Raw genomic sequence first — 19,934 nt, 5'->3', positions numbered from 1 at the left:
CTCGCAGCTATGATGCAGGGCAGCAATTACTATGAAGCCGACCCCTCCAAAGCTTTCCCAGGTCCAGGTTTCTCCGGAAGATCCCCGGCCACGAAAACGCAGAAACCGCGCACCGAACAGCGGACCGACGGGTCCTGCACATTGGCTCATCCGGTCCAACGTCTCCATCGGCGAGCGGCTCTATAAAAAGATCCGGACCTCGATCATTGAACTGGATCTCCTGCCAGGCACCCCGATTTCCGAGAACGCTATCGCCCAGCTTGAAGGTGTCAGCCGCACGCCGGTCCGGGAGGCCATCCTCCGGCTGGCGGAAGAACGGCTGGTCGAGGTCGTTCCCCAGTCAGGTTCCTACGTGGGGCGCATTCCTGTCTCGGCTCTGCCTGAGGCCATGCTGTCGCGCAGGGCCCTTGAGATGATGCTGATAAAGACGGCGACTGCCAGAGCTACAAGAGATGATTGGCAGCAACTGGAAGCACATCTCGCCCTTCAGGCCGATGTTGCCTGTATGGATGATATTGCGGGCTTCCATCACCTTGACGACGAGTTTCATGAGCTGATCGGACGCATCGCCGGACTGCCCCGGGTCTGGGAACATGTGCAGGAAATCAAGGTTCAGATGGACCGCTTCCGCCGTCTCACCTTCGCACAGGCAGGCCGTATGGACCTCGTCGTGCGCGAGCACACGACCATCGTCGAAGAACTCAAGGCAGGCAGCCAGGAGCGCGCCGCAAAAGAGATGGCCACCCATCTGACGGGCTTGCGCAGCTATATCGCGAAGGGGGTCGCGCAGAACCCGCAGTATTTCATCATCGATATCGATCTAGACAATCTGCCGGAGAGCGTCGTCTGAGGCTCAAGCATGCAGGGACTGAAACCTCAGCCCCCTCTCAGGCTGGCATTCGAAGGTGCTCCGGAGCGTTCAGAAGCTTTTCGCCGCTCATGATGCATGCGGAAACGGCCATCATGAGCGGGCCGACGCCCTTTGGATCGTCCGCAACAACCGCTTCAGTGAGGTAATATTCCGGCGTTCCATCGCGATAAGCGCCAGAAAAGCCACCCAGACCAGCCACATGGCAGATGCGCTGAAGGGCGGTCTCTCCATTGCCGCCTGGTATCAAGGCAGACTTGATCACCGTTTCCAGCGCCTTTTGTCCTTCCGCTATCCCCTTTTCCCATAAGCCTGAACTGCCCGCCTGCAGAAAGGCATAGGCAAACATCGCCGATGAAGAGCTTTCGGAATAATTGCCTGGCAGGTCTGGCTGGTCTATCACCTGAAGCCACAAGCCGTCCTGAGCCTTCAGCGCCAGAAGCTTCTCGAAAAGATCCAGGCTGCGGGCCTCAAGCCCTTTTACCCGGAAAGCCTCCCGGCCTGAAAGCATAGCAACATCGGCGAGAGCCATGGCGAGCCAGCCCATCGCCCGGCCCCAGCAAGCCGCCGAGTGCCCGGTCTCAGGATCGGCCCAGGCCTGCTGGCGGGCTTCGTCATAGCCATGAACATAGAGGCCATCGCCGCGCCCGGTCAGCTCCAGCGCCCGGACGAGCTGATCCAGCGCGTCATTCACAAGCATGTCAGAGCCAGCCCTCCGGCCATATTCGATCTGGAAGGGCAGTCCCATATAGAGCCCATCCAGCCACACCTGGTTTGGATAGATCCGCTTGTGCCAGTAGTTGCCCGACTGCGTGCGCGGATGGGTCTGCAACTGGCCGATCAAGCGGTCAGCGGCCGCCATATAGCGCGGATCGCCGGTCACATCCGCGAGGTAAAACAGGCACTGGCCCGGCATGACATTGTCGATGTTGTATTCGTCCGGATCATAGCCTCGCAGCGCGCCATCCGGCGCAATCTGGGCATTCGCCAAGCGCAGCAGATGATCCAGAAAGCGCTGGTCCCCAGTCGCTTTGTGCAGGAGGGAGAGTCCGCGATAAATAAGCCCATCCTCATAGCACCAGTTGCCCCCCTTATATGGCTGGCAGCACTCCGCATAGCGGTTAAAAAACTCAAGCGGGTTCATGACGACACTCCCTCGCAGACGTGCAGATGGGGGCCGGAGCCCGTTGTTTCGCAGACGAGTTCCGCATTCTCGACGACCAGTGGCATGTGACGCATGTTCCGCACGCCGTCTGCCATAACCGGCACACTAGCCTGAGCATCCGGTGCGTAAGTTACGGTCAGGCCGCGGATCTTGACTCCGGTAATCGGTGCTTCTGGCAGGCCCAGAAAGGCCCCTGCAGCGATACTCACGTTTCTCAAATTGACATCTTCAACGAGAATGTCCCTGATCAAGGGTGTGGTGACATCGACCGGTGCATGAGCCCGGTTCTGCACCCAGCCATCGTGACCATCCGGATCGCAGAAATAAAAAGCATTGGCGGTCAAGGCAGCGTGGACGCCGTCCATATCCACCCGGCGGAAAGTCACCCCGCTGACGGTGCCGCCGCGTCCGCGCCTTGTTTTAATGCGCAGACCCCGGTCGGTGTCGACCATCTCGCAATCTTCGACCAGCACATCATGAATGCCGCCGCTCATCTCGCTGCCCAGCACAACACCGCCGTGACCGCGCTCCATCAAACAGTGGCGCACGGTGACGCCGCGGGTTGGTGAAAGGTGGCAAAACTGGGAGGGAGCACGTTTGCCGGACTTTATGGCAATGCAGTCGTCCCCGACAGAAAACCTAACGCCCTCAATCAGGACTTCGGTGCAGCTTTCTGGATCAAAGCCATCCGTGTTCGGACTATCCGGTGGATTGGAAATATGAAGCCCAACCGCAGTCAGCCGTCGGCACCCCTGCGGGTGGACCGTCCAGGAAGGAGAGTTGCAGATCGTCAGTCCGAGCAGCAGGACATCCTCACAGCCGATCAGATGCATCAGCCGTGGCCGGCGGGCTCCCTCCCGGGTTTCCTTCGGCCAGGACCACCAGTCCCCCCGGTCACCGCCGCCGTCAATGACGCCCGGTCCGGTGATCGACAGATCCTCCGCACCAACCGCGTTCACAACACCCGCATAGCAGCGGGCGGGCAAGCCCTCCCAAGAGCCTAGCATCTTGCCATTGGCATCTTGAGCCTCGAGGATCGGCCAGTCTGTCCGGTCGCCAATTGCAGCGATAACCGCCCCGTCCTCCAGATAAAGGGTCATGGCAGACTTAAGCTGGATAGGGCCGGTCTTCCACGTGCCACGGGGAACGATCAGCGTACCGCCGTGAAGAACGGCTGCAATCGCGCAGGCGAAGGCGTCACGGTTGTCTTCCGCCCCGGTCGATGCACCGAATTGATCAAGCCTGACAGCGCCAGCACAGGGCCGGGTACGAAACTCAAGAAGCTCGCCCTCGGCCTCGAACCGGTACCGTGTTCCCGGCTCCAAATCATGCAAACAGACCATCGACTTGTCCGTCTGGCCAAGCCGCACATTTCCCCTTTGCGAGGACAGGCTCCAGTCCACCGGATTCTTCAGGTGATACTTGGCCTCAGGCATGGCAAGAACAATGGCCGCTGAACGGGCGCCTGCGGCACTGAGACGGATCTGGGGCTGAGACATAGAACTTGTATCGGATCTCTGGGTGGAGTAGCGCGCATTGGAAGTCAGCCACCCAAAGGCGGCTGACCCGTTCTGAGATAGTCAGTTCAGTTCGGACAAGGTGGCGTTTGCATCCTCGATGATGCGGTCAGCTGTCTCGTCAGCGCTGATCGCGCCATAGGCGAACTCCTCAAGAGTGTCCTTAAAGATATCCCGGATCTGCGGATGCTCGTTGTAGGGCGAAATGCTCGGACCTTCGCTGGCCATGACAATCTCATTCGCCTTGAGAAGGATCGGATTGACCTTGCCGGTCTCGGACAGCAGCGCGGCCGCAGCCTTTGATGCAGGCAGCCCGCGGGTCGCCCCCAGAGCATTGATGCCTTCCGGCTCATTCATCAGGCAGTTGACGATCTGGGCCGCAGCTTCCTTGTTCTTCGAATTCTTCGAAATCGAGAACAGCATGGAAGGCTTGCGGTAGACGCCCTCGGTAACGGCCCCATCAACCTTGAGAATCTTCACCGGCTCCAAGACACCGCCACTCGCTTTGAGCGGATCTGAGTATTTGAAGTAAGTGGAGTCCCACTCGTACGAGCCGCCAATCATGCCGTTAGCCCAGCGCGGATCCTCATGCAGCATGACGTTGCCCTCGGCAGCGGCGGCCTTCCAGCTCGGAACGACATGCGCATCCACCAGAGACTGATAGAAATTGATGGCCTGAACAAGCTGATCCTTGCTCCAGGAGACCTGACCGGTTTCCGGATCGACCAGATCCTTGCCGGAGAGCTGGGTCGCGATCTGACCGATCAGAAGGACCGCATTTTCCTGGCTGGCCTGGAACGGATAGTAGTCATCCCCAAGCTTTTCCTGGAACACTTTTCCGGCAGCAATCAGCTCAGCGAAGCTTGTGGGGACCGGGATACCCGCCTTCTCGAAGGTGGTCTTGTTGAACATGTAGACGCGGCCAGTCGTCGAGACCGGCAGACCATCCAGCTTGCCCTCAACCGTGGCGCTATCCAGCTGTTCCTTCGTCCAGTTGTCCAGCTTGATCGTGCCGGACAGCTCGTTCAGATCCGCAAAGCCATCGCCATGGGGCGAGAACAGCGGCAGCCAAGGCCAGTTCACCTGCATGATGTCTGCTTCGGTGCCGCCCGCGATCTGGGTCGTCAGCTTCTCAAGATGCCCCTTGAAGCCGGTGAACTCCGGATTGATCGTGTGGCCATATTTAGCCCCGCAGGCTTTCAGCGCTTCCTGCGTTGCCACATGGCGGCTGTCACCACCCCACCAGGACATGCGCAGATCCGCAGCCTGTACCGCTGAGGTTACCAAAAGTGCAGCTGCCGCCGCGCTCAGGAAAAAAGACTGTTTCATTTCTGTTCCTCCCAATAGAACTTTCAGGCCGCTCACGCAGCCTCGCGCGCCAGCGACACATTTTCCCCGCTGGCCGGATCGAACACATGAACCGACGCGGCCTGCGGCTTGAGACGCAGCTGGCCTGATGAGCGGTCCAGCGCTTCGTAGTCAGCAGCTCCTACAACGGCGATGACTTTCACTCCGCCGAGATCGACATGCAGATACACTTCGTGACCCATGAACTCGACGTGCGAGATGCAGCCATTCAAGCCGCTTCCAGCATCCGCACTGACCAGCTCGAAATGCTGTGGCCGGACGCCGACAGTCGCTTCCGACGAAGCCGCGAATGCAAGCCTGCAACCCAGTTCGCGGCCAAGATGGACTGACTGGTTTCCAAGGCGGAAAACGGGATCGGAAACATCCTCAAGCCGCCCCTGCATCAGGTTCATTTCGGGCGATCCGATAAACCCGGCGACAAAGAGATTTGCCGGGCGGTTATAGAGGGTCTTCGGATCCGCCACCTGCATGATCCGGCCTTCCTTCATGACGCAGATCCGGTCACCCATGGTCATGGCTTCGGTCTGATCATGAGTCACATAGACCACGGTCGCAGGCTTGCCTTCCTGCTTCAGCCGCCGGTGCAGGTCGATGATCCTCACCCGCATGGAGGCACGCAACTTGGCGTCCAGATTGGACAGCGGCTCATCGAACAGGAAGACTTCCGGCTTTTTGATCAGGGCGCGCCCAAGAGCGACACGCTGCGCCTGGCCACCAGACAGCTGCTTCGGCAACCGGTCCAGAAGCTCTTCAATTTCAAGGATACGGGCGACCTCTTGCGTCGCGGCCTCGCGCTCCGCTTTCGGCATATTCTGGATGCGCAGGCCAAAGGACAGGTTGGAGCGCACCTTCATATGCGGATAAAGCGCGTAGTTCTGAAACACCATAGCGATGCCGCGCTTTCCCGGAGCCAGATCGTTGACCACCCGGTCCCCAATCCGGACTTCCCCGCCGGAAATGGTTTCGAGACCGGCAATCATGCGCAGCGTGGTGGACTTGGCACAGCCGGACGGGCCGACAAGCACCATGAACTCGCCTTCTTCGACATCCAGGTTGATGCCATGCACCGCCTTGAACTGATTGCCATAGGTCTTTTCGAGATTTCTGAGTTGCAAGCGCGCCATGGTTATCCCTTCACCCCGCCGGTGGAGATGCCTTCGATGAAGTATTTCTGAGCCAGGAAGAACACGATCAGAGCCGGAGCCAGCGCCAGTACGGACATGGCCAGGATGCGGTTCCACTCAAAGGCTTCGGTGGTGTCGATTGACAGTTTCAGCGCCAGGCTGATCGGATATTTATCGACCGAGGAGATGTAGATCAGCGGCCCCAGGAAGTCGTTCATGGTCCACATGAACTGGAACAGGCAGACGGAAATCAGAGCCGGGGCCAGCATGGGCACAACAATGAAGACCAGCGTCTGGAAGCTGTTGGCGCCATCCACACGGGCCGCCTCTTCCATGTCCCGCGGGATCGCCCTCAGAAACTGGACCAGCATGAAGACGAAGAACGCATCACCCGCCAGTGCGGAAGGCACCCAGAGCGGCATAAAACTATCGAGCCACCCCAGATCCCGGAACAGCAAGTATTGGGGAATGCGGGTTACCACATTCGGCAGCAGCAGCGTTGCGATCAGCGACGCAAACAGGATCTTCTTTCCAGGAAACTCGAAGCGGGCAAACCCGTAAGCGACTGCCGTGCAAGAGATCGCCGTCCCAAGAGTCTTCGGGAAGATGATCAGAAACGTGTTCCAGAAGAAATGGGTGAAAGTGTAAGGCGTGGAAGTCTGCCAGCCCTTCACATATCCATCCAGCGTTGGATTTTCCGGGATGAAGCCCGGATTGGCGAAGATCTCGGAATTGGTCTTCAGCGAGGCCCCGATCAGCCAGATCAGCGGATAGAGCATCACGAAGCCGACAGCGACCAGTAGAGTATAGCGGACTGCCGCCGAGATCCGCTCGTTGCGCAGCTGCCTTGCGGCCATGGCTCGCGAAGCCGCCAACATGGCTTCGGTCTCATTCTCCCGAAGGAGAGGATCTGAGGGAGTGGTCCGTGCGTCCATTGGCTCAGCTCCTCTTGTCGCCAGCGTAGTAGACCCACTTCCGGGAAGACCAGAAGGCGACCACCGTTAGAACCATGATGATTGCAAAGAGCACCCAGGCGAGCGCTGACGCGTAGCCCATGTCGAACCGCTTGAAGGCTTCGTCGTAAATGTAAAGCGGCAGCAGATAAGTGGACTTGAGCGGCCCGCCCTGGGTGATGATGTAGGGGCCGTTGAACTCCTGGAACGCCTGAACCATCTGCATGATCAAATTGAAGAAGATCACCGGCGTGATCAGCGGCAGCGTGATGAAGAAGAAGGTCCTCATCTTGCCGGCACCATCAATCGCAGCTGCCTCGTAGAGCGATTTGTCGATGGACTGCAGCGCCGCAAGGAAGATCACCATCGCGGAGCCGAACTGCCACATGCGAAGGAGCGTGATGGTGAAAAGCGCATTGGCCGGGTCGCCGAACCAGTTGACCGCCTCAAAGCCGAGAGAGGTCAGGATCATGTTCACGAGCCCAGCTTCCGCGAAGATGTAACGCCACAACACCGCAATCGCGATCGAGCCGCCAAGGATCGACGGCACGTAATAGGCAGTGCGGAAAAAATTGATGAAGGCCAGCCGGTAGTTCAGGATGTAGGCGATGAACAGGGCAAAGACGAGCTTCAGCGGCACCGTCGTGAACACATAAACCAGCGTTACCCAGAGCGATTTCTTGAACGTCCGGTCACGGGTGAACATGTCGATGTAATTGTCGAGCCCGGCCCATTTCGGAGCGCTGATCAGATTGTAATCGGTGAAGCTCAGATAGAGCGATGCGATGAAGGGGATCGCCGTGAAAGCCAGGAGCCCGATCAGGTAGGGCGCGAGATAGGCAAGCCCGAGAAAACGGTTATTGCCCATGAGCTGCCCCTGCACGCCTGCCGGTGGCAAGCACAGATGTTCCGAGTTCGATTTCGTGCATTTTTTGGCTGTTACAGCAGACGCCAAGGTTTCCCGGCCTGACGGCAGGAAAGGGACGCCAGCTGCCTCCTCCCGTTGACAGCAATGGTATTCGCTCTCTTCTTGCCCTGTTTATGGCCTTGGACTACCCTTCATGAAATTGACATTTCCGGACAAAAAGATGGACGAAATCGAAGGTAGCATTCTTGCTGAAGTTCCGCCGCAGGCGCTCACGCTGACCCTGACACGGTCCACCATCCCCATGCAGCACTCCGCCACCTGGTTCATCGACAAGACCAATCAGGTGGAAGACCTGATCATCGGGCTGGAGGGCGAAGGCCGCTATCTGATTGAGGGTGAGGAAATCTCGGTCACCCCAGGCGATGCGCTGCTCATCCCGCGCGGCACGCGCTTCCGGGGCTGGAATCCGGGCACCGGAACCTACATCGGCATCGCACAGCATTTCACCCTGACCATCTTCAACCAGCATGATTTCACCGCTCAGATGAAACTCCACCGGAAAGCGCGTCTTTCCAAATGGCCTCTGCTGGAACCTCTCGCGCGGCATTACCGCCAGAGCGCACCTGCAAGCTCAACCACTCTCTCCCAGCATCACATGTTCATGTTCCTGCTGACCAGTTTCATCGATGATGCCTTCATCGCCTGGCAGCATCAGGAAGAAGGCCTGATGGCGACCGGCGATTCTCTTGCTCTTGCCATTATGTTTGCGGCAACACAAATCAGCGCCGATCCGCTCAATCCCGGGATTGCGGACGAGGTGGTGGGTGCAGCGCCCTATAATCCGGACTATTTTCAGCGGGAGTTCAGAAAGAGGGTCGGCTCGACACCGAGGAAATTTCAGGAGTTCAAGCGCATGGAGCGCGCCATGCATTTCCTGGGTTCAGGCCACAGTGTCAGCCAGTCGGCGGCACAGGTCGGATATCAGGACGTCTATTATTTCTCACGCATGTTCAAACGCCACATCGGCACCAGCCCGCGGGGCTATGTCCAGAACCTGCAGCTGCACCGGGACGGCGCCTTTCCAAAAGGCGAGGAAGATGGTCTCATCCATTACCCCCTGCGGCAAAGCCCTGCGGGCTAGCTCGCAAGAGACCGAAGCAGACCAGCCAGCTGCTCACCGGCTTCGGAAAGCGTGCCGGCATTCTCGATCTGGACCACATCCGGCCCTGCAACAGGCACAACACTGCGGTTGAGGCGGGCCTCGACAGCTGCGGCGCTCTCACGCCCGCGCGCCGCAAGCCGCTGCGCCCTCACCTCCGTTGGCGCCGTGATCTCGACGATCTGCAAACGCTGAAACACTTGCCGTGCCATCTTCAGCATTTTCCGAGAGATATTGGCCGTGACGACTTTGCCCGCAGCCATGTCGTCGTGAATGCTTGAAGGCAGACCATAGCGCAGGCCATGCGCTTCCCAGGTCATGGCGAACCGGCCGAGTGCCTCGGCGTCTTCAAACGCGGCAAGAGACAAGCTGTCGTGGTCTTCCAGCTCCACATAAGCCGTCCGCGTCACGGTCCGGCGGACGAAAACGAACCTTGGATCAGGGTGTAACGCCTGCCGTGCATAGGCGATCAGGCTGTCCTTGCCGACACCGCTGGAGCCGACAACCGCAACGAACACGCCGGACGGGCTTTCAAGGGAAAAGTCAGCTTCGCTCACGATACCCGCAGCCCTTCCCGCCAGACGGACCGGACGAGAGGAACGTCCCCTTCCAGATGGACACGCACCACATCCCCGCGCCGTCCCGTCTCGATCGCCCCGCGATCCGTCAGCCCCACCACTTCCGCCGGCACCTTTGTCACCATGTTGATGGCTGTGTTGACCGACAGTCCCTCGACACTTTCCGCCAGCAGGAAGGCGGCCTGGATAAGGCTGAAAGGCACATAGTCGGAGGACAGGATATCGAGCACGCCATGAGCTGCGAGGTCCCGTGCGGAGACGTTGCCGGAATGAGATCCGCCGCGCACCACGTTGGGGGCCCCCATCAGCACACGCATACCTGCCTCGTGGGAGGCTTTGGCTGCCTCAAGCGTTGTCGGGAATTCGGCGACCAAAGTACCGAAACGAACGGCCTCCTCCACATGGACAAGGGTCGCATCGTCATGGCTTGCCAGAACAATGCCGCGCTCCTTGCAAAGTTCAGCGACGGCCTTGCGGTTCATATCCGACCATTGCGCGGCCTGTGCCTGCCGTTTGGCGGCATAGATGTTGAACTCCTCGTCCGACATACCGGTCTTGCCCTGATAATAGAGCTTGTAAGCCGCCAGGCTGACGAACTGCCGCTGACCCGGCGTATGATCCATCAGCGAAGCCAGACGGAAACGGGAATCAGTCTCGAACAGACGCACGCCGGACATGATGTCTCCGCCCGAAACTTCACAACGCAAGTGTATGAAATGATCGGCCCTGAGACGGTTCCGGGACTGCCCCTCTTCGATCGCATCGGCCAGAAGCCGCATGTCCGCGGCCGTAATCCTGGCGTCCTCGTCCATACCGACACGCAGCGCATCAAACACGGTGGTGATGCCTGAGGCCGCGATCTGCGCATCATGCGCCTGAACGGCGGCCAGCGGGTTCCACCGCACACCGGGTCGCGGCGCATAGTGGACCTCCAGATGGTCCGTATGAAGTTCCACCAGACCCGGTATCAGCCAGTCACCCTCGCAGTCCTGTCCCTCGGACCGGGTGTTGCCCGAACTAATGTCCGCGATGATGCCCTCTCTGATCAGCAACGACCCATGTATGACCGTGTCGGGTAAAACCAGGCGGGCATTCTTGAAGACGATGTCTGCGGTGGGTTCAGGCATGTCATTCCTCGGTTTCGGCAGAGACTAGAAGATGGCGGGATTGAACCTGAAATGCAGCGCCCGGTTCAGTTTCAACAAAAACGGCCAGCGCATCGATGGGCAGCGGTTTTCCGGTGAAGGCCGCGAAGCTTGTCTTCAGAAGCTCTTCCACGTCGTCGAACTGTTCTGCCGGAACAGAACCTGTAAGGGTCATATGGAAGCGGAACTCTTCAAACACATAAGGATAGCCCCACTCGCACAGCAGAGCATCCTGCCGGGGCGAAAGCCGGGACTTGCGGCGGCGCTCCAGATCCTTGTCGCTCAAGGGCGCACGGAAAGGCTCGAAGTGGCGCACGACATCCCCCGCGAAAGCATTCAGCGCATCGCATGGACGTGCAGGAACCAGCGCGAAGAACGATCCAAGCCGTCCCAGAGCAAGTTCCGGCACCGTAAAGCGGCACCTCGATGCAGCAAACTCAGCCGCAGCTTGTTCCAGCTGCTCAAGGCTTTTGCCATCGGCAAGAGCGAACGGCGCCTTCAAAGTGCCGTGGAACCCGTAGCGCCGCGGGGCATCCACCAAACCATCTGATCCGGAAACATCCGAAACAACCGATTCACCAGTGAAAGGATCCCGGCCCAGCCATTCGGCAGCAGCCAGCGTCAAATCAGAGTCGCGGGAGGGCGTGAAATAGAGAGCAGCGCGCATGAAACCGGTCTTCGGAAGGTGGAGAAGCCACAACGTGCACAAAAATTGCGACGTGGGAACGACGGCAGGATGGGGCTTAAGATAGCGCCGCCTGACGCAAATCAGAAGCCCGCGGGAAAATCTATTTCAGCCAGCCTTCGCCCGCGCATAGCGTTGCAACCGCTGATCAAGTGTTCCGGTATGCAGCTCGAAAAGATGATTGTCGTGGTCGTGGAAATAAATGGAGCGCCCCTCTCCCTCGACACGCGGCCGGGGCGGACGCATATCGAGGCCTAGCGCCTCGATCCTATGGACACACGCGTTATAATCGTCCTCTGAAATCTGGAAGGCGACATGATTGTAGGTCCGCTCCGCCAGCGGCTCGCCTTTCATGATAGCGATCCAGACATCTCCCACCAGAAAGAACTTCTCCTGAGACAGGGAGAACGTGTCGTCTCCGCTTGAGTAGACCTCTTTCGCTTCCAGAACCGAGGTGAGCATTAAGCTCATGCGTTCAAGGTCGGAGACAATGAACGTGATATGAGACAGTCCGCTGGCCAATCCGGAACCTCCTGCTGCTGCAATTCCGGCAAGCTTGCCCGTTGATTCCGGCAATCCGGTGTCACCAAACCCTGATTATTGCGGCTCCGCGCTTGGCAGCCGGGTTCCCTGAAAAGTTTCATGCCATCTGCGGATAAACTGCTCCCGCTTCTGACGGTCGAGCGCCACCAGAAGCGTTGGCGAAAGACCGATAGGCCGCAGAGCCGTCTCACTGATCCTCTCCCCTTCCGCCCCCTCTTCATTCACCAGTGGCATGATCAGCCGGGCCCGCTGCAGCTCAGTCTGACCGGCAGAGGACAAAAGGTAATCAAGAAAGGCCTGCGCTTCGGAGGCGTGGCGCGCGGTTTTGGGGATCATCACGGCACGGGAGAGCACCAGTGTATAGTCTTCCGGCATCACAACACCGATCCGGTCATCGCCAAAGGCACGCTCCATCGCATAGGAGCCGATGACGTTATAGGCGATCAGATATGTGCCGTCCGCCACGCCGGAAATAAGTTCCGCTGAACAGCAGGTCGCGATGGCATCTGTCCGGCCGAAGGATTCCAGCAAGCCGCCAAAAGTCGCCGCTTCTCGGGAATCCGCAAAAGCGAACAGATATCCGAGACCTGACCGCTCGATGTCATAGGTCGCCACGCGCCCCGCATAACGGGACAAAGATGGCCGCAGCAAGTCGAGCAAGTCGAAGCGCGTGCGCGGCACTTCCGAAGGCGGTACGAGCGCGCGGTTATAGACCATCACCACCGGCTCGCGGGTAACACCCCAGAGTTCATCGCGCCAGCGCAACGCGGCTGGCAGGTTCTCCGTTTCAGGAGACCTGTAGCTCCGGGCGCAGGCATCATTGACCAGTTTGACCATCTGGTGGACACCGGAACTCATGACCATATCGGCGGGATCCGGACCACCATGGCACCCATCCACGCTGTCATCATAAAGGTCATTGGAGCCCCACTGCTGATAGGTGACAGCAAGACCCGCCCTGGTTGCCAGATAGGCTTCGATAACTTGACCAAAGATCGACAGATCGGCGGTCGACCGGATCAGCAAATGCCGTGGTGCGTCACCGTCGCCGAACCGCTGAACGATCTCGGGAGCGCGGGCTTTTGCAAGGCCCGGCGCAAGACACAAGGCCACGAACAGAACCCAGCCTCTCATGCGCTTGCGGAGCGTAGCTCTCATCCTCTGGTCTCCATGAGCGGCAGAACAACAGCGGCGCGGAAGCCGCCTGTTTCCGGACGCGTGAAAGAGAGACGCCCGTCGAAGGCTTCGGCGACCGCCAGCGCAATCGAAAGCCCTAGACCTGAGCTGTCGCCCCGCGACACGGCCGAGCGCAGGAACCGTTCTCCAAGTGCCTCTTCTACTGACGGTGGCAGGCCCGTGCCGGCATCGCGAACCCAGATACAGCCTTCGCCATTTTCCACGCTCACGCCGATCTCCACAGGTGCCTTTCCATGTTTGATCGCATTGGCAACGAGATTCTTCACTGCCTCCTGTAGAGAGGGAACATCTGCCAGGACCTCAACCGGCTCCTCGCCGATTTCCAACCGCACACCGGCTTCCGGTGCGAGCAGGTTGAAGTCGCCGCTCTCGAAGACATCCAGGGCGACGTCTCTCAGATCCAGGATCTCACGCTTGGCGCTGTCACCACGGTGCACCACCAAGGCCCGGCTCAACAGTTGATCAAGTAACGCTCCAAGGCTCACCGAACGCGCGTGAATGCGGGCAACAATGGAACGGAGCCTTTCCTCATCGTCAACTCCGGCAGCCAGATCCGCCTGTGCCCGCAAGGCTGCGACAGGTGTGCGAAGCTGGTGAGCCGTATCCGAAATCAGATTGCGCATGGCACTCATCTGCCGGTCAAGCCGCGCCATGAACCCATTCAGCGCTCCGATCAAAACGGCAGCTTCGCGCGGGACATATGGGTCAACGGGCGTCAGATCATGAGGATCGCGGCCTGCAATGGACTGGGCAATCCGGTCCAGCGGTTTCAAAGCGGACCGCACGACAAAAACCGCGAGGAGCAGCATTGCGACGCCGGAAAGGACGGCCGCAAACAGCGCCTTCCGGGTAATGTCCAACGCCAGGGCATCGCGGGCCAGCATCGTGTGCCCGACGATAACCTGAATGGTGCCGTTAAGGCTGCGCTCGGCGATGCGCCGCAGGATCAGAACATACCGGGCGTCCTCACCCGTAAATTTGCCGTCAAAGAAACGAGAGCCGCTCGTTCCACCGAGATCTTTTGGAACGGCCAGTTCGTCGTAGCCGGTCAGGGTCCGGCCATCGACACCGATAACCCGGTAGGCGATCCGGTCATCAGGAGCCAAGGCCAAAAGCTGAAATGCAGACGTCGACAGATCGACAACCGCTTCTCCGTTCACCACGGAAATCGATCCTGCAATGTCGTTGGCAGCTCCGAGCAAAAGGCGGTCATAGGCTTCCTGGGCGGCTTGACGGCCATAGGCGAAAGCCGCAATCGAAACGAGAACGCCTCCGATCACAAGCAACGTTGTGACCGCAAGGGCCACGCGCATGGTGAGGGAGCTGGTTCCGAGAGAAAACAGCTTTCTAGGCATCCACATCCAGCTTGTAGCCCAAACCCCTCTGCGTCTCGATATGGACGGAACTCCCGGTGAGTTTCTTGCGCAGCCGGGCGATGTAAAGCTCGATTGCGTTCAGGCCGACATCCGTATCGGAAAAGGAGAACAGCCCCTCAAACAGCCGCTCCTTGTCCATAACTTTACCCCGGTTCCGCACCAGCATCTCAAGCAGGGTGAATTCGCGGCGGGTGAGCGCGATCGGCACATCGTCCTTGCGCAGAACCTTCGCGGATGGATTGAACGTCAGGTCTCCGAGCCGGATTTCCTGCCCTTTGTCCCCCTGCTCGCGCCGGTAGAGGGCCCGGATCCGGGCTTCAAGCTCGCGCTGATCGAAGGGCTTGATGAGATAATCATCCGCCCCAAGGTTCAGGGAGGAAATCCTGTCATCGACCGAAAACTGGGCCGTCAGCATCAGAACCGGCGTCCGGTCCCCCATGGAACGGCGTTCCTGCAGAAGATCCGTACCAAGGCCATCAGGCAGATTGATGTCCAGAACGATTACATCATAGCGCTGAACGTCCAGAAAGGCTCTGGCTTCGTCGAGGCAATTGGCCACATCGCAGGCAATGCCTTCCTGTCCCAGCCGTATCGATATGGCCTCGGCCATATCCAGCGTATCTTCCACCAGCAACAATCGCACGCCCGCGTCTCCTTATGCCGGTTCTGCCTCAAGGCGAAGATCCGTGCAACAGCGCTCTGAGCCTGTGACAGGTTCACGACAGTTTCAAGCGCTAACACTTGAAGGCCGTTCCGCAGGCGCTCGCTGTCTGCCGCAGGCTTTGCCGGACGGTGGAGGAGAGCAGCCGGGAGGAACGGCTGCATTGACTGGAGGAAACATAACAATGGCTTTCAAATCGACCCGCCTGCTGCTGGCGGCGGCTGTTCTTGGCGTCTCGGCACTGAGCGCGAGTGCTGCGGACTTCATGCCCGAAAATCCGGAATGCGTTGCTCCGGCCAACCCGGGCGGCGGCTGGGACTTTACCTGCCGTCAGGTTGGCAAGACGCTTCAGGACCTCAAGCTTATCGACAAGACCATGCAGGTTTCAAACCTCGCTGGCGGCGGCGGCGGCGCAGCCTACGCCTATGTCGTTTCCAAACGTGACAGTGATAACGACCTCATCGTTGCGGCATCCTCCGCAACCGCGACACGTCTCGCGCAGGGTGCGTATCCGGGCAACACTCAGGACCAGGTCCGCTGGGTTGCTTCCGTTGGCGCCGACTATGGCGTGATTGCAGTCGCTGCCAACAGCCCGATCCAGACGCTTCCCGAGCTACTGGAAAAGATGAAGAATGACCCGAATTCTGTATCCGTTGCTGGCGGCTCTGCAGTTGGTGGCTGGGACCACCTGAAGGTTCTGATCGCTGCCAAGGCTGCCGGCGTGGAAGATGTCCGTAAGGTCAAGTACATTGCCTTTGATGGCGGCGGGGAAGCTGTGACTCAGCTTCTGGCTGGTTCCGTTGACGCCTTTACCGGCGACATTTCCGAAGCCAAGGGCTTCGTGGACGCCGGTGACATCCGCGTGATCGCCGTTCTTGCTCCCGAGCGCCTGGAAGGCGAATTCTCCAAGTTCCCGACCGCGCGTGAGCAGGGCGTCGAGGCGATCGGCGCAAACTGGCGCGGGTTCTACGCTCCTGGCAAGATGTCCGACGACGCCTACAACGGCTGGGTTTCCAAGATCGGCACGCTTTACGCCAGCGATGAATGGAAGCAGGTGATGGCGGCCAATGGCCTGGCACCACTGAGCCTGCAGGGAGCCGAGTTCCAGGATTTCGTTGCGAAGTCTGTGCAACAGATCCAGGACATTTCCCGCGAAATCGGTATCATCAAGTAAGCGGTTCAAACCGCCCCTTTCGAGGGTGTTGGAGCGGCGCAAGCGCCGCTCCAAAGTTTTATCCGACATATGACGGGCGGCGGCTTTTCCTTGGCCCTTGAACCGCCCGCACGAGGAGAACCCAATGAGCGACCGCATCTTCGGCATCATCGGCCTCGCCCTGGCAATTGGCTACGCGTGGGCAGCCGTGAATATCGAAGAAAGTTTCTTGTCCGACGCCGTCGGGCCAAAAGCTTTCCCCCTGATTATCGCCGCCGTTCTGGGGCTGGCGTCCATCGCCGTTATCCTGAAGCCGGATCCTGATCCGCATTGGCCGAGCCTGGTGCGTCTACTGGAGATCGTTGCAGCGGTTGTTGTTCTGCTGCTCTATTCCACGATGCTGCCTGTGGTCGGGTTTGTCATAGGGACGGCTGCCGCCGGTGCCTATCTGACCTGGCGCCTCGGCTCGAAGCCGCTGGGATCGGTCATCACCGGGGCTTCCACCTCGGTTGGTATCTATGTCGTTTTTCACCTGATCCTCGGCCTCTCCCTGGCCAAGGGTCCGCTCGGCTTTTGATGGAGCTTGTCCATGGAGACGCTTTCTTCCCTTGCCGATGGCTTCATCATCGCGCTGACCTGGCAAAACATTCTGCTCGCTCTGCTCGGCTGTTTCCTCGGAACGATCATCGGCGCCCTTCCCGGCCTTGGCCCGTCCAACGGCGTCGCAATCCTGATCCCGCTGGCCTTCTCACTTGGCCTCGGACCGACGCCAGCACTCATCTTGCTAACCTCGGTCTATTACGGTGCCATGTATGGCGGCCGCATTTCGTCAATCCTGCTGAACATTCCGGGTGACGAGCCAGCCATGATGACCTGTCTGGACGGGTATCCGATGGCAAAGGCAGGCCGTGCCGGTGAAGCGCTCGCGCTGTCCGGTATCGCCAGCTTCGTCGGTTCGTTCATCGCAACCTGGGGTCTGATCCTGCTGGCTCCGCAGTTGGTGAAGATCGCCCTGTTGTTCGGTCCGGCGGAATATTTCGCCCTCTTCACCCTGGCCTTCGCGACCCTTGGCGGCGTCTCTTCGACCAACCAGTCCAAGACCGCGATTGCGACTGCGCTCGGCCTTGGCCTTGCGATGGTGGGCGTCGACACCCAGACCGGCGTTCCCCGCTTCACCTTCGGCGAAGTGCACCTTTATGATGGCATAGACTTCCTCGTCGCCATCGTCGGCCTGTTTGCCCTGTCGGAAGTCTTTGTCTTCCTGGAGCACAAACATGGCTCTTCGGATGCTGAAGGACAGAAGATGGAAATCGGCCGGATGATGCCGACCTGGGCTGTACTGAAGTCGTGCATTCCCACCATGTTCCGCACCAGCTTCCTCGGCTTCCTTGCCGGCGTTCTGCCGGGAGCAGGCGCTTCGCTGGGCTCCTTCATTTCCTATTCCATGGAAAAGAAGCTGGTCGACCGGGAAGGCACTTTCGGCAAGGGTGATCCCCGCGGTGTTGCTGCTCCCGAAGCAGGCAACAATGCGGCCGCAGGTGGCGCGCTGGTTCCCATGCTTGCACTTGGTGTTCCGGGCTCCGGCACCACGGCGGTTCTGCTTGCCGTGCTTCTGGCGCTGAACATCACCCCAGGTCCCCTGCTCTTTGCTCAGAAGCCGGATGTTGTCTGGGGCCTGATCGCGGCACTCTTCATCGCCAACTTCATGCTGCTGGCGCTGAACATTCCGATGGTCGGGATCTTCACCCGCCTGCTCCTGGTACCACCGCGTATCCTGATGCCCATCGTCGCCATGGTGAGCTTCGTCGGGATCTACGGCATCTCCGGCTCGACCTTCGACCTTTATGTCATGGTTGGCTTCGGCGTGATGGGCTGGGTACTGCGCAAGCTGGACGTGCCGCTGGTGCCCGTGATCCTGGGCACGCTGCTTGGCAATGCCATGGAGAGCAACATGCGCCGTGCGATCACCATCGACAATGGCAACTGGTGGACCCTGATCGATAGCCCGCTGTCGGCCTCGCTCTGGGCGCTCGCCTTCATTGGCTTCGTACTGCCCATGGTCTTCGGCAAGGTCATGAAGGCGCGCATCAAGCGGATGGCAAAGGACGAAGAAGGCGCGATTTCGGATTAACGCGCCCGGTTTGTTGAAACTACGCCCGCTGCATTTCTGATGCCGCGGGCGTTTTTATTTGAGCTTCAGCTGACCGCAGACCGCCAGTTCCAGGCGTAGTTCCTCAGCAGCGGATCAATTTCTGCCGGAGCTCCGGGCGCGGCAATTGCTCTACCAACATCTGCCAGGGCGAGCATGGCCGCACCGATGCTCGTGCCGGTCGCGGAGCTGCCCTCGGCGATCACCGGCCGGCCTGCCGCCGCCTCCAGCATCGCCTTGTACAGTCCGTTTCGGGCAAAGGGCCCCTCAATGATCACCGGCCCATCCGCGCCAATCATGCCGAGGCACTCGGCGGTCATCAGCGCCAGATAAAAGGACATGCCTGCCTTGCGCAGTCCCGGCGTCAACTGGTCTTCCGGAACGCTCCAGCTGCCCTTGCGGCCCTGAAACGGGCCGGAGCGCTGCTCGATGGCTGGCAGCAGAAAGATGTTCTCCCGCAGCACCTGGTCCCTGTCCGCATCAGCCGGCTCGCCCTCAAGACCGCCGCAGACGAGCTCGAACTCCCGCCCGCCCATGAACCTTGCGGAGGGAACCGGGTTCCCCAACGCATTGACGTTGATGAGCGTGTCCCGGTCAGGATCCAGAGTGACCGGCTTGCCGCCAATCGACAAAGCAATCACCCAAGTGCCTGTGGACACAACGGAAAAGGGAGCCTCCCGCCGGCGCAGATGCGGATAAAGCGACGCATTGGAATCGTGAATTCCGCAAAAAACTGGCGTATCCGTAGCAAGGCCTGTCGCCTTCGCAACTGTGCCCGTAACCCGTCCGAGGCAATCCCCGGCAAGGCGAACGGGAGCCATCTTGCCCGCAAGACCCAGGCTGCCGACCAGCGTGGAATAGCGGCCGGCATTGGGGTCCCACAAATCCGTATGGCATCCAAGCGACGTCACTTCATTGGCCGCAACGCCCGAGAGCCGGAAGGACCAGTATTGCGGATAGGTGAGCACCTGGCTCACGTGGTCCTGCAAACCGGGGACCTGTTCCAGTTGCCAGAAAATCTGCGCGCCCGCGTTCAGGCCCATGCCAAGGCGCGGTGAGCCGGTTTCCGCGAAGTCCGGCCGGATCGCATCATAGGCTCCGGTCAGACTGTCCGGGCCATCATGCTCGTAGTCCAGAACGGGGGCTGCCAGCGCTCCCGCCCGGTCCAGCAGCACAACAGACGCGCCGTGGGTCGTAACGGACAGGGCATCAAGACCCACTTCCTCTTGCAGGGCCTTGAGGCTCTCAAGAATAAAGGCCCAATGGCCGTCGATGTCGTAATGGGGATAGGGCCCGTCCCGCAGAACCGTATTCGGCCGGGTGCGCACAGCAACTTCCCTCAGAAGCCGGGCATCGACGGCGGCGACCTTCGCGTTGGTCTTGCCAATATCGATGACACCGACCGTACGGATTTCCTTCATGTCC

Annotated in this window: 19 protein-coding genes; 5 read left to right on the top strand and 14 right to left on the bottom strand. The window is 59.6% G+C overall.

Going from position 1 to position 19,934, the window contains the following annotated elements:
• Positions 1 to 31: 31 nt before the first annotated feature.
• The gene (locus IG616_RS06455; protein WP_192147325.1) at positions 32 to 850 is read left to right on the top strand and encodes a GntR family transcriptional regulator; all 819 of its coding nucleotides are present in this window, start codon (positions 32 to 34) and stop codon (positions 848 to 850) included.
• A 37-nt stretch (positions 851 to 887) separates the two neighbouring features.
• On the opposite strand, the gene IG616_RS06450 is transcribed toward IG616_RS06455, so the two are convergent.
• The 6 genes from IG616_RS06450 to IG616_RS06425 form a co-directional block, all read right to left on the bottom strand.
• Positions 888 to 2,012: a glycoside hydrolase family 88/105 protein gene (locus IG616_RS06450; RefSeq protein WP_192147324.1), complete on the bottom strand. Its 1,125-nt coding sequence runs from the start codon at positions 2,010 to 2,012 to the stop codon at positions 888 to 890.
• Complete coding sequence (gene pglA, locus IG616_RS06445; RefSeq protein WP_192147323.1) at positions 2,009 to 3,532, bottom strand: polygalacturonase PglA; 1,524 nt, start codon at positions 3,530 to 3,532, stop codon at positions 2,009 to 2,011. The genes IG616_RS06450 and pglA overlap by 4 nt, the downstream gene beginning before the upstream one ends.
• A gap of 81 nt (positions 3,533 to 3,613) precedes the next feature.
• Positions 3,614 to 4,879, bottom strand: a complete 1,266-nt coding sequence (locus IG616_RS06440) for an ABC transporter substrate-binding protein (protein WP_192147322.1) — start codon at positions 4,877 to 4,879, stop codon at positions 3,614 to 3,616.
• A gap of 32 nt (positions 4,880 to 4,911) precedes the next feature.
• Positions 4,912 to 6,042, bottom strand: a complete 1,131-nt coding sequence (locus IG616_RS06435; RefSeq protein WP_192147321.1) for an ABC transporter ATP-binding protein — start codon at positions 6,040 to 6,042, stop codon at positions 4,912 to 4,914.
• 2 nt (positions 6,043 to 6,044) lie between these two features.
• Positions 6,045 to 6,899, bottom strand: coding sequence for a carbohydrate ABC transporter permease (locus IG616_RS06430; protein ID WP_425504160.1), 855 nt, complete (start codon positions 6,897 to 6,899; stop codon positions 6,045 to 6,047).
• Between the two features lie 82 nt (positions 6,900 to 6,981).
• Complete coding sequence (locus IG616_RS06425) at positions 6,982 to 7,863, bottom strand: carbohydrate ABC transporter permease (RefSeq protein WP_192147320.1); 882 nt, start codon at positions 7,861 to 7,863, stop codon at positions 6,982 to 6,984.
• Between the two features lie 220 nt (positions 7,864 to 8,083).
• Between IG616_RS06425 and IG616_RS06420 the strand changes: the two genes are divergently transcribed.
• On the top strand, positions 8,084 to 9,004 hold the full coding sequence (locus IG616_RS06420) for an AraC family transcriptional regulator (RefSeq protein WP_192147565.1): 921 nt from the start codon (positions 8,084 to 8,086) through the stop codon (positions 9,002 to 9,004).
• Here IG616_RS06420 and phnN read toward each other — a convergent pair.
• The 7 genes from phnN to IG616_RS06385 form a co-directional block, all read right to left on the bottom strand.
• Positions 9,001 to 9,579 carry a phosphonate metabolism protein/1,5-bisphosphokinase (PRPP-forming) PhnN gene (gene phnN, locus IG616_RS06415; protein WP_343072348.1) on the bottom strand — a complete coding sequence of 193 codons (579 nt, stop codon included), beginning with the start codon at positions 9,577 to 9,579 and terminating at the stop codon, positions 9,001 to 9,003. The two genes, IG616_RS06420 and phnN, sit on opposite strands and share 4 nt — an antisense overlap.
• Positions 9,576 to 10,727, bottom strand: coding sequence for an alpha-D-ribose 1-methylphosphonate 5-triphosphate diphosphatase (locus tag IG616_RS06410; protein ID WP_192147319.1), 1,152 nt, complete (start codon positions 10,725 to 10,727; stop codon positions 9,576 to 9,578). The genes phnN and IG616_RS06410 overlap by 4 nt, the downstream gene beginning before the upstream one ends.
• Position 10,728: 1 nt before the next feature.
• Entirely contained in the window at positions 10,729 to 11,412 is a 684-nt protein-coding gene (locus IG616_RS06405; RefSeq protein WP_192147318.1) for a DUF1045 domain-containing protein, read from the bottom strand.
• A 126-nt stretch (positions 11,413 to 11,538) separates the two neighbouring features.
• Positions 11,539 to 11,952 (bottom strand): FosX/FosE/FosI family fosfomycin resistance hydrolase, encoded by a 414-nt coding sequence (gene fosX / locus IG616_RS06400; RefSeq protein WP_192147317.1) that lies wholly within the window; start codon positions 11,950 to 11,952, stop codon positions 11,539 to 11,541.
• 75 nt (positions 11,953 to 12,027) lie between these two features.
• Positions 12,028 to 13,131 (bottom strand): ABC transporter substrate-binding protein, encoded by a 1,104-nt coding sequence (locus IG616_RS06395; protein ID WP_246476146.1) that lies wholly within the window; start codon positions 13,129 to 13,131, stop codon positions 12,028 to 12,030.
• Positions 13,128 to 14,525, bottom strand: a complete 1,398-nt coding sequence (locus tag IG616_RS06390; protein WP_192147316.1) for a sensor histidine kinase — start codon at positions 14,523 to 14,525, stop codon at positions 13,128 to 13,130. The genes IG616_RS06395 and IG616_RS06390 overlap by 4 nt, the downstream gene beginning before the upstream one ends.
• Complete coding sequence (locus IG616_RS06385) at positions 14,518 to 15,189, bottom strand: response regulator (protein ID WP_192147315.1); 672 nt, start codon at positions 15,187 to 15,189, stop codon at positions 14,518 to 14,520. Before IG616_RS06385 ends, IG616_RS06390 begins: the two co-directional genes overlap by 8 nt.
• 202 nt (positions 15,190 to 15,391) lie before the next feature.
• Here IG616_RS06385 and IG616_RS06380 point away from each other — a divergent pair, with 202 nt between their 5' ends.
• The 3 genes from IG616_RS06380 (at position 15,392) to IG616_RS06370 (ending at position 18,491) form a co-directional block, all read left to right on the top strand.
• Complete coding sequence (locus IG616_RS06380) at positions 15,392 to 16,381, top strand: Bug family tripartite tricarboxylate transporter substrate binding protein (protein WP_192147314.1); 990 nt, start codon at positions 15,392 to 15,394, stop codon at positions 16,379 to 16,381.
• A gap of 124 nt (positions 16,382 to 16,505) precedes the next feature.
• Complete coding sequence (locus IG616_RS06375) at positions 16,506 to 16,937, top strand: tripartite tricarboxylate transporter TctB family protein (RefSeq protein WP_192147313.1); 432 nt, start codon at positions 16,506 to 16,508, stop codon at positions 16,935 to 16,937.
• Between the two features lie 12 nt (positions 16,938 to 16,949).
• Positions 16,950 to 18,491 carry a tripartite tricarboxylate transporter permease gene (locus IG616_RS06370; RefSeq protein ID WP_192147312.1) on the top strand — a complete coding sequence of 514 codons (1,542 nt, stop codon included), beginning with the start codon at positions 16,950 to 16,952 and terminating at the stop codon, positions 18,489 to 18,491.
• Between the two features lie 65 nt (positions 18,492 to 18,556).
• Here the strand turns inward: IG616_RS06370 and IG616_RS06365 are convergent, their stop codons facing one another.
• A complete protein-coding gene (locus IG616_RS06365; RefSeq protein ID WP_192147311.1) occupies positions 18,557 to 19,930 on the bottom strand; it encodes an FGGY-family carbohydrate kinase in 1,374 nt (457 codons plus the stop codon).
• Positions 19,931 to 19,934: the final 4 nt, after the last annotated feature.

The sequence above is a fragment of the Roseibium litorale genome, from assembly GCF_014842915.1.
GTDB lineage: Bacteria > Pseudomonadota > Alphaproteobacteria > Rhizobiales > Stappiaceae > Roseibium > Roseibium litorale.
This window is presented reverse-complemented; position numbering and strand designations above follow the sequence as displayed.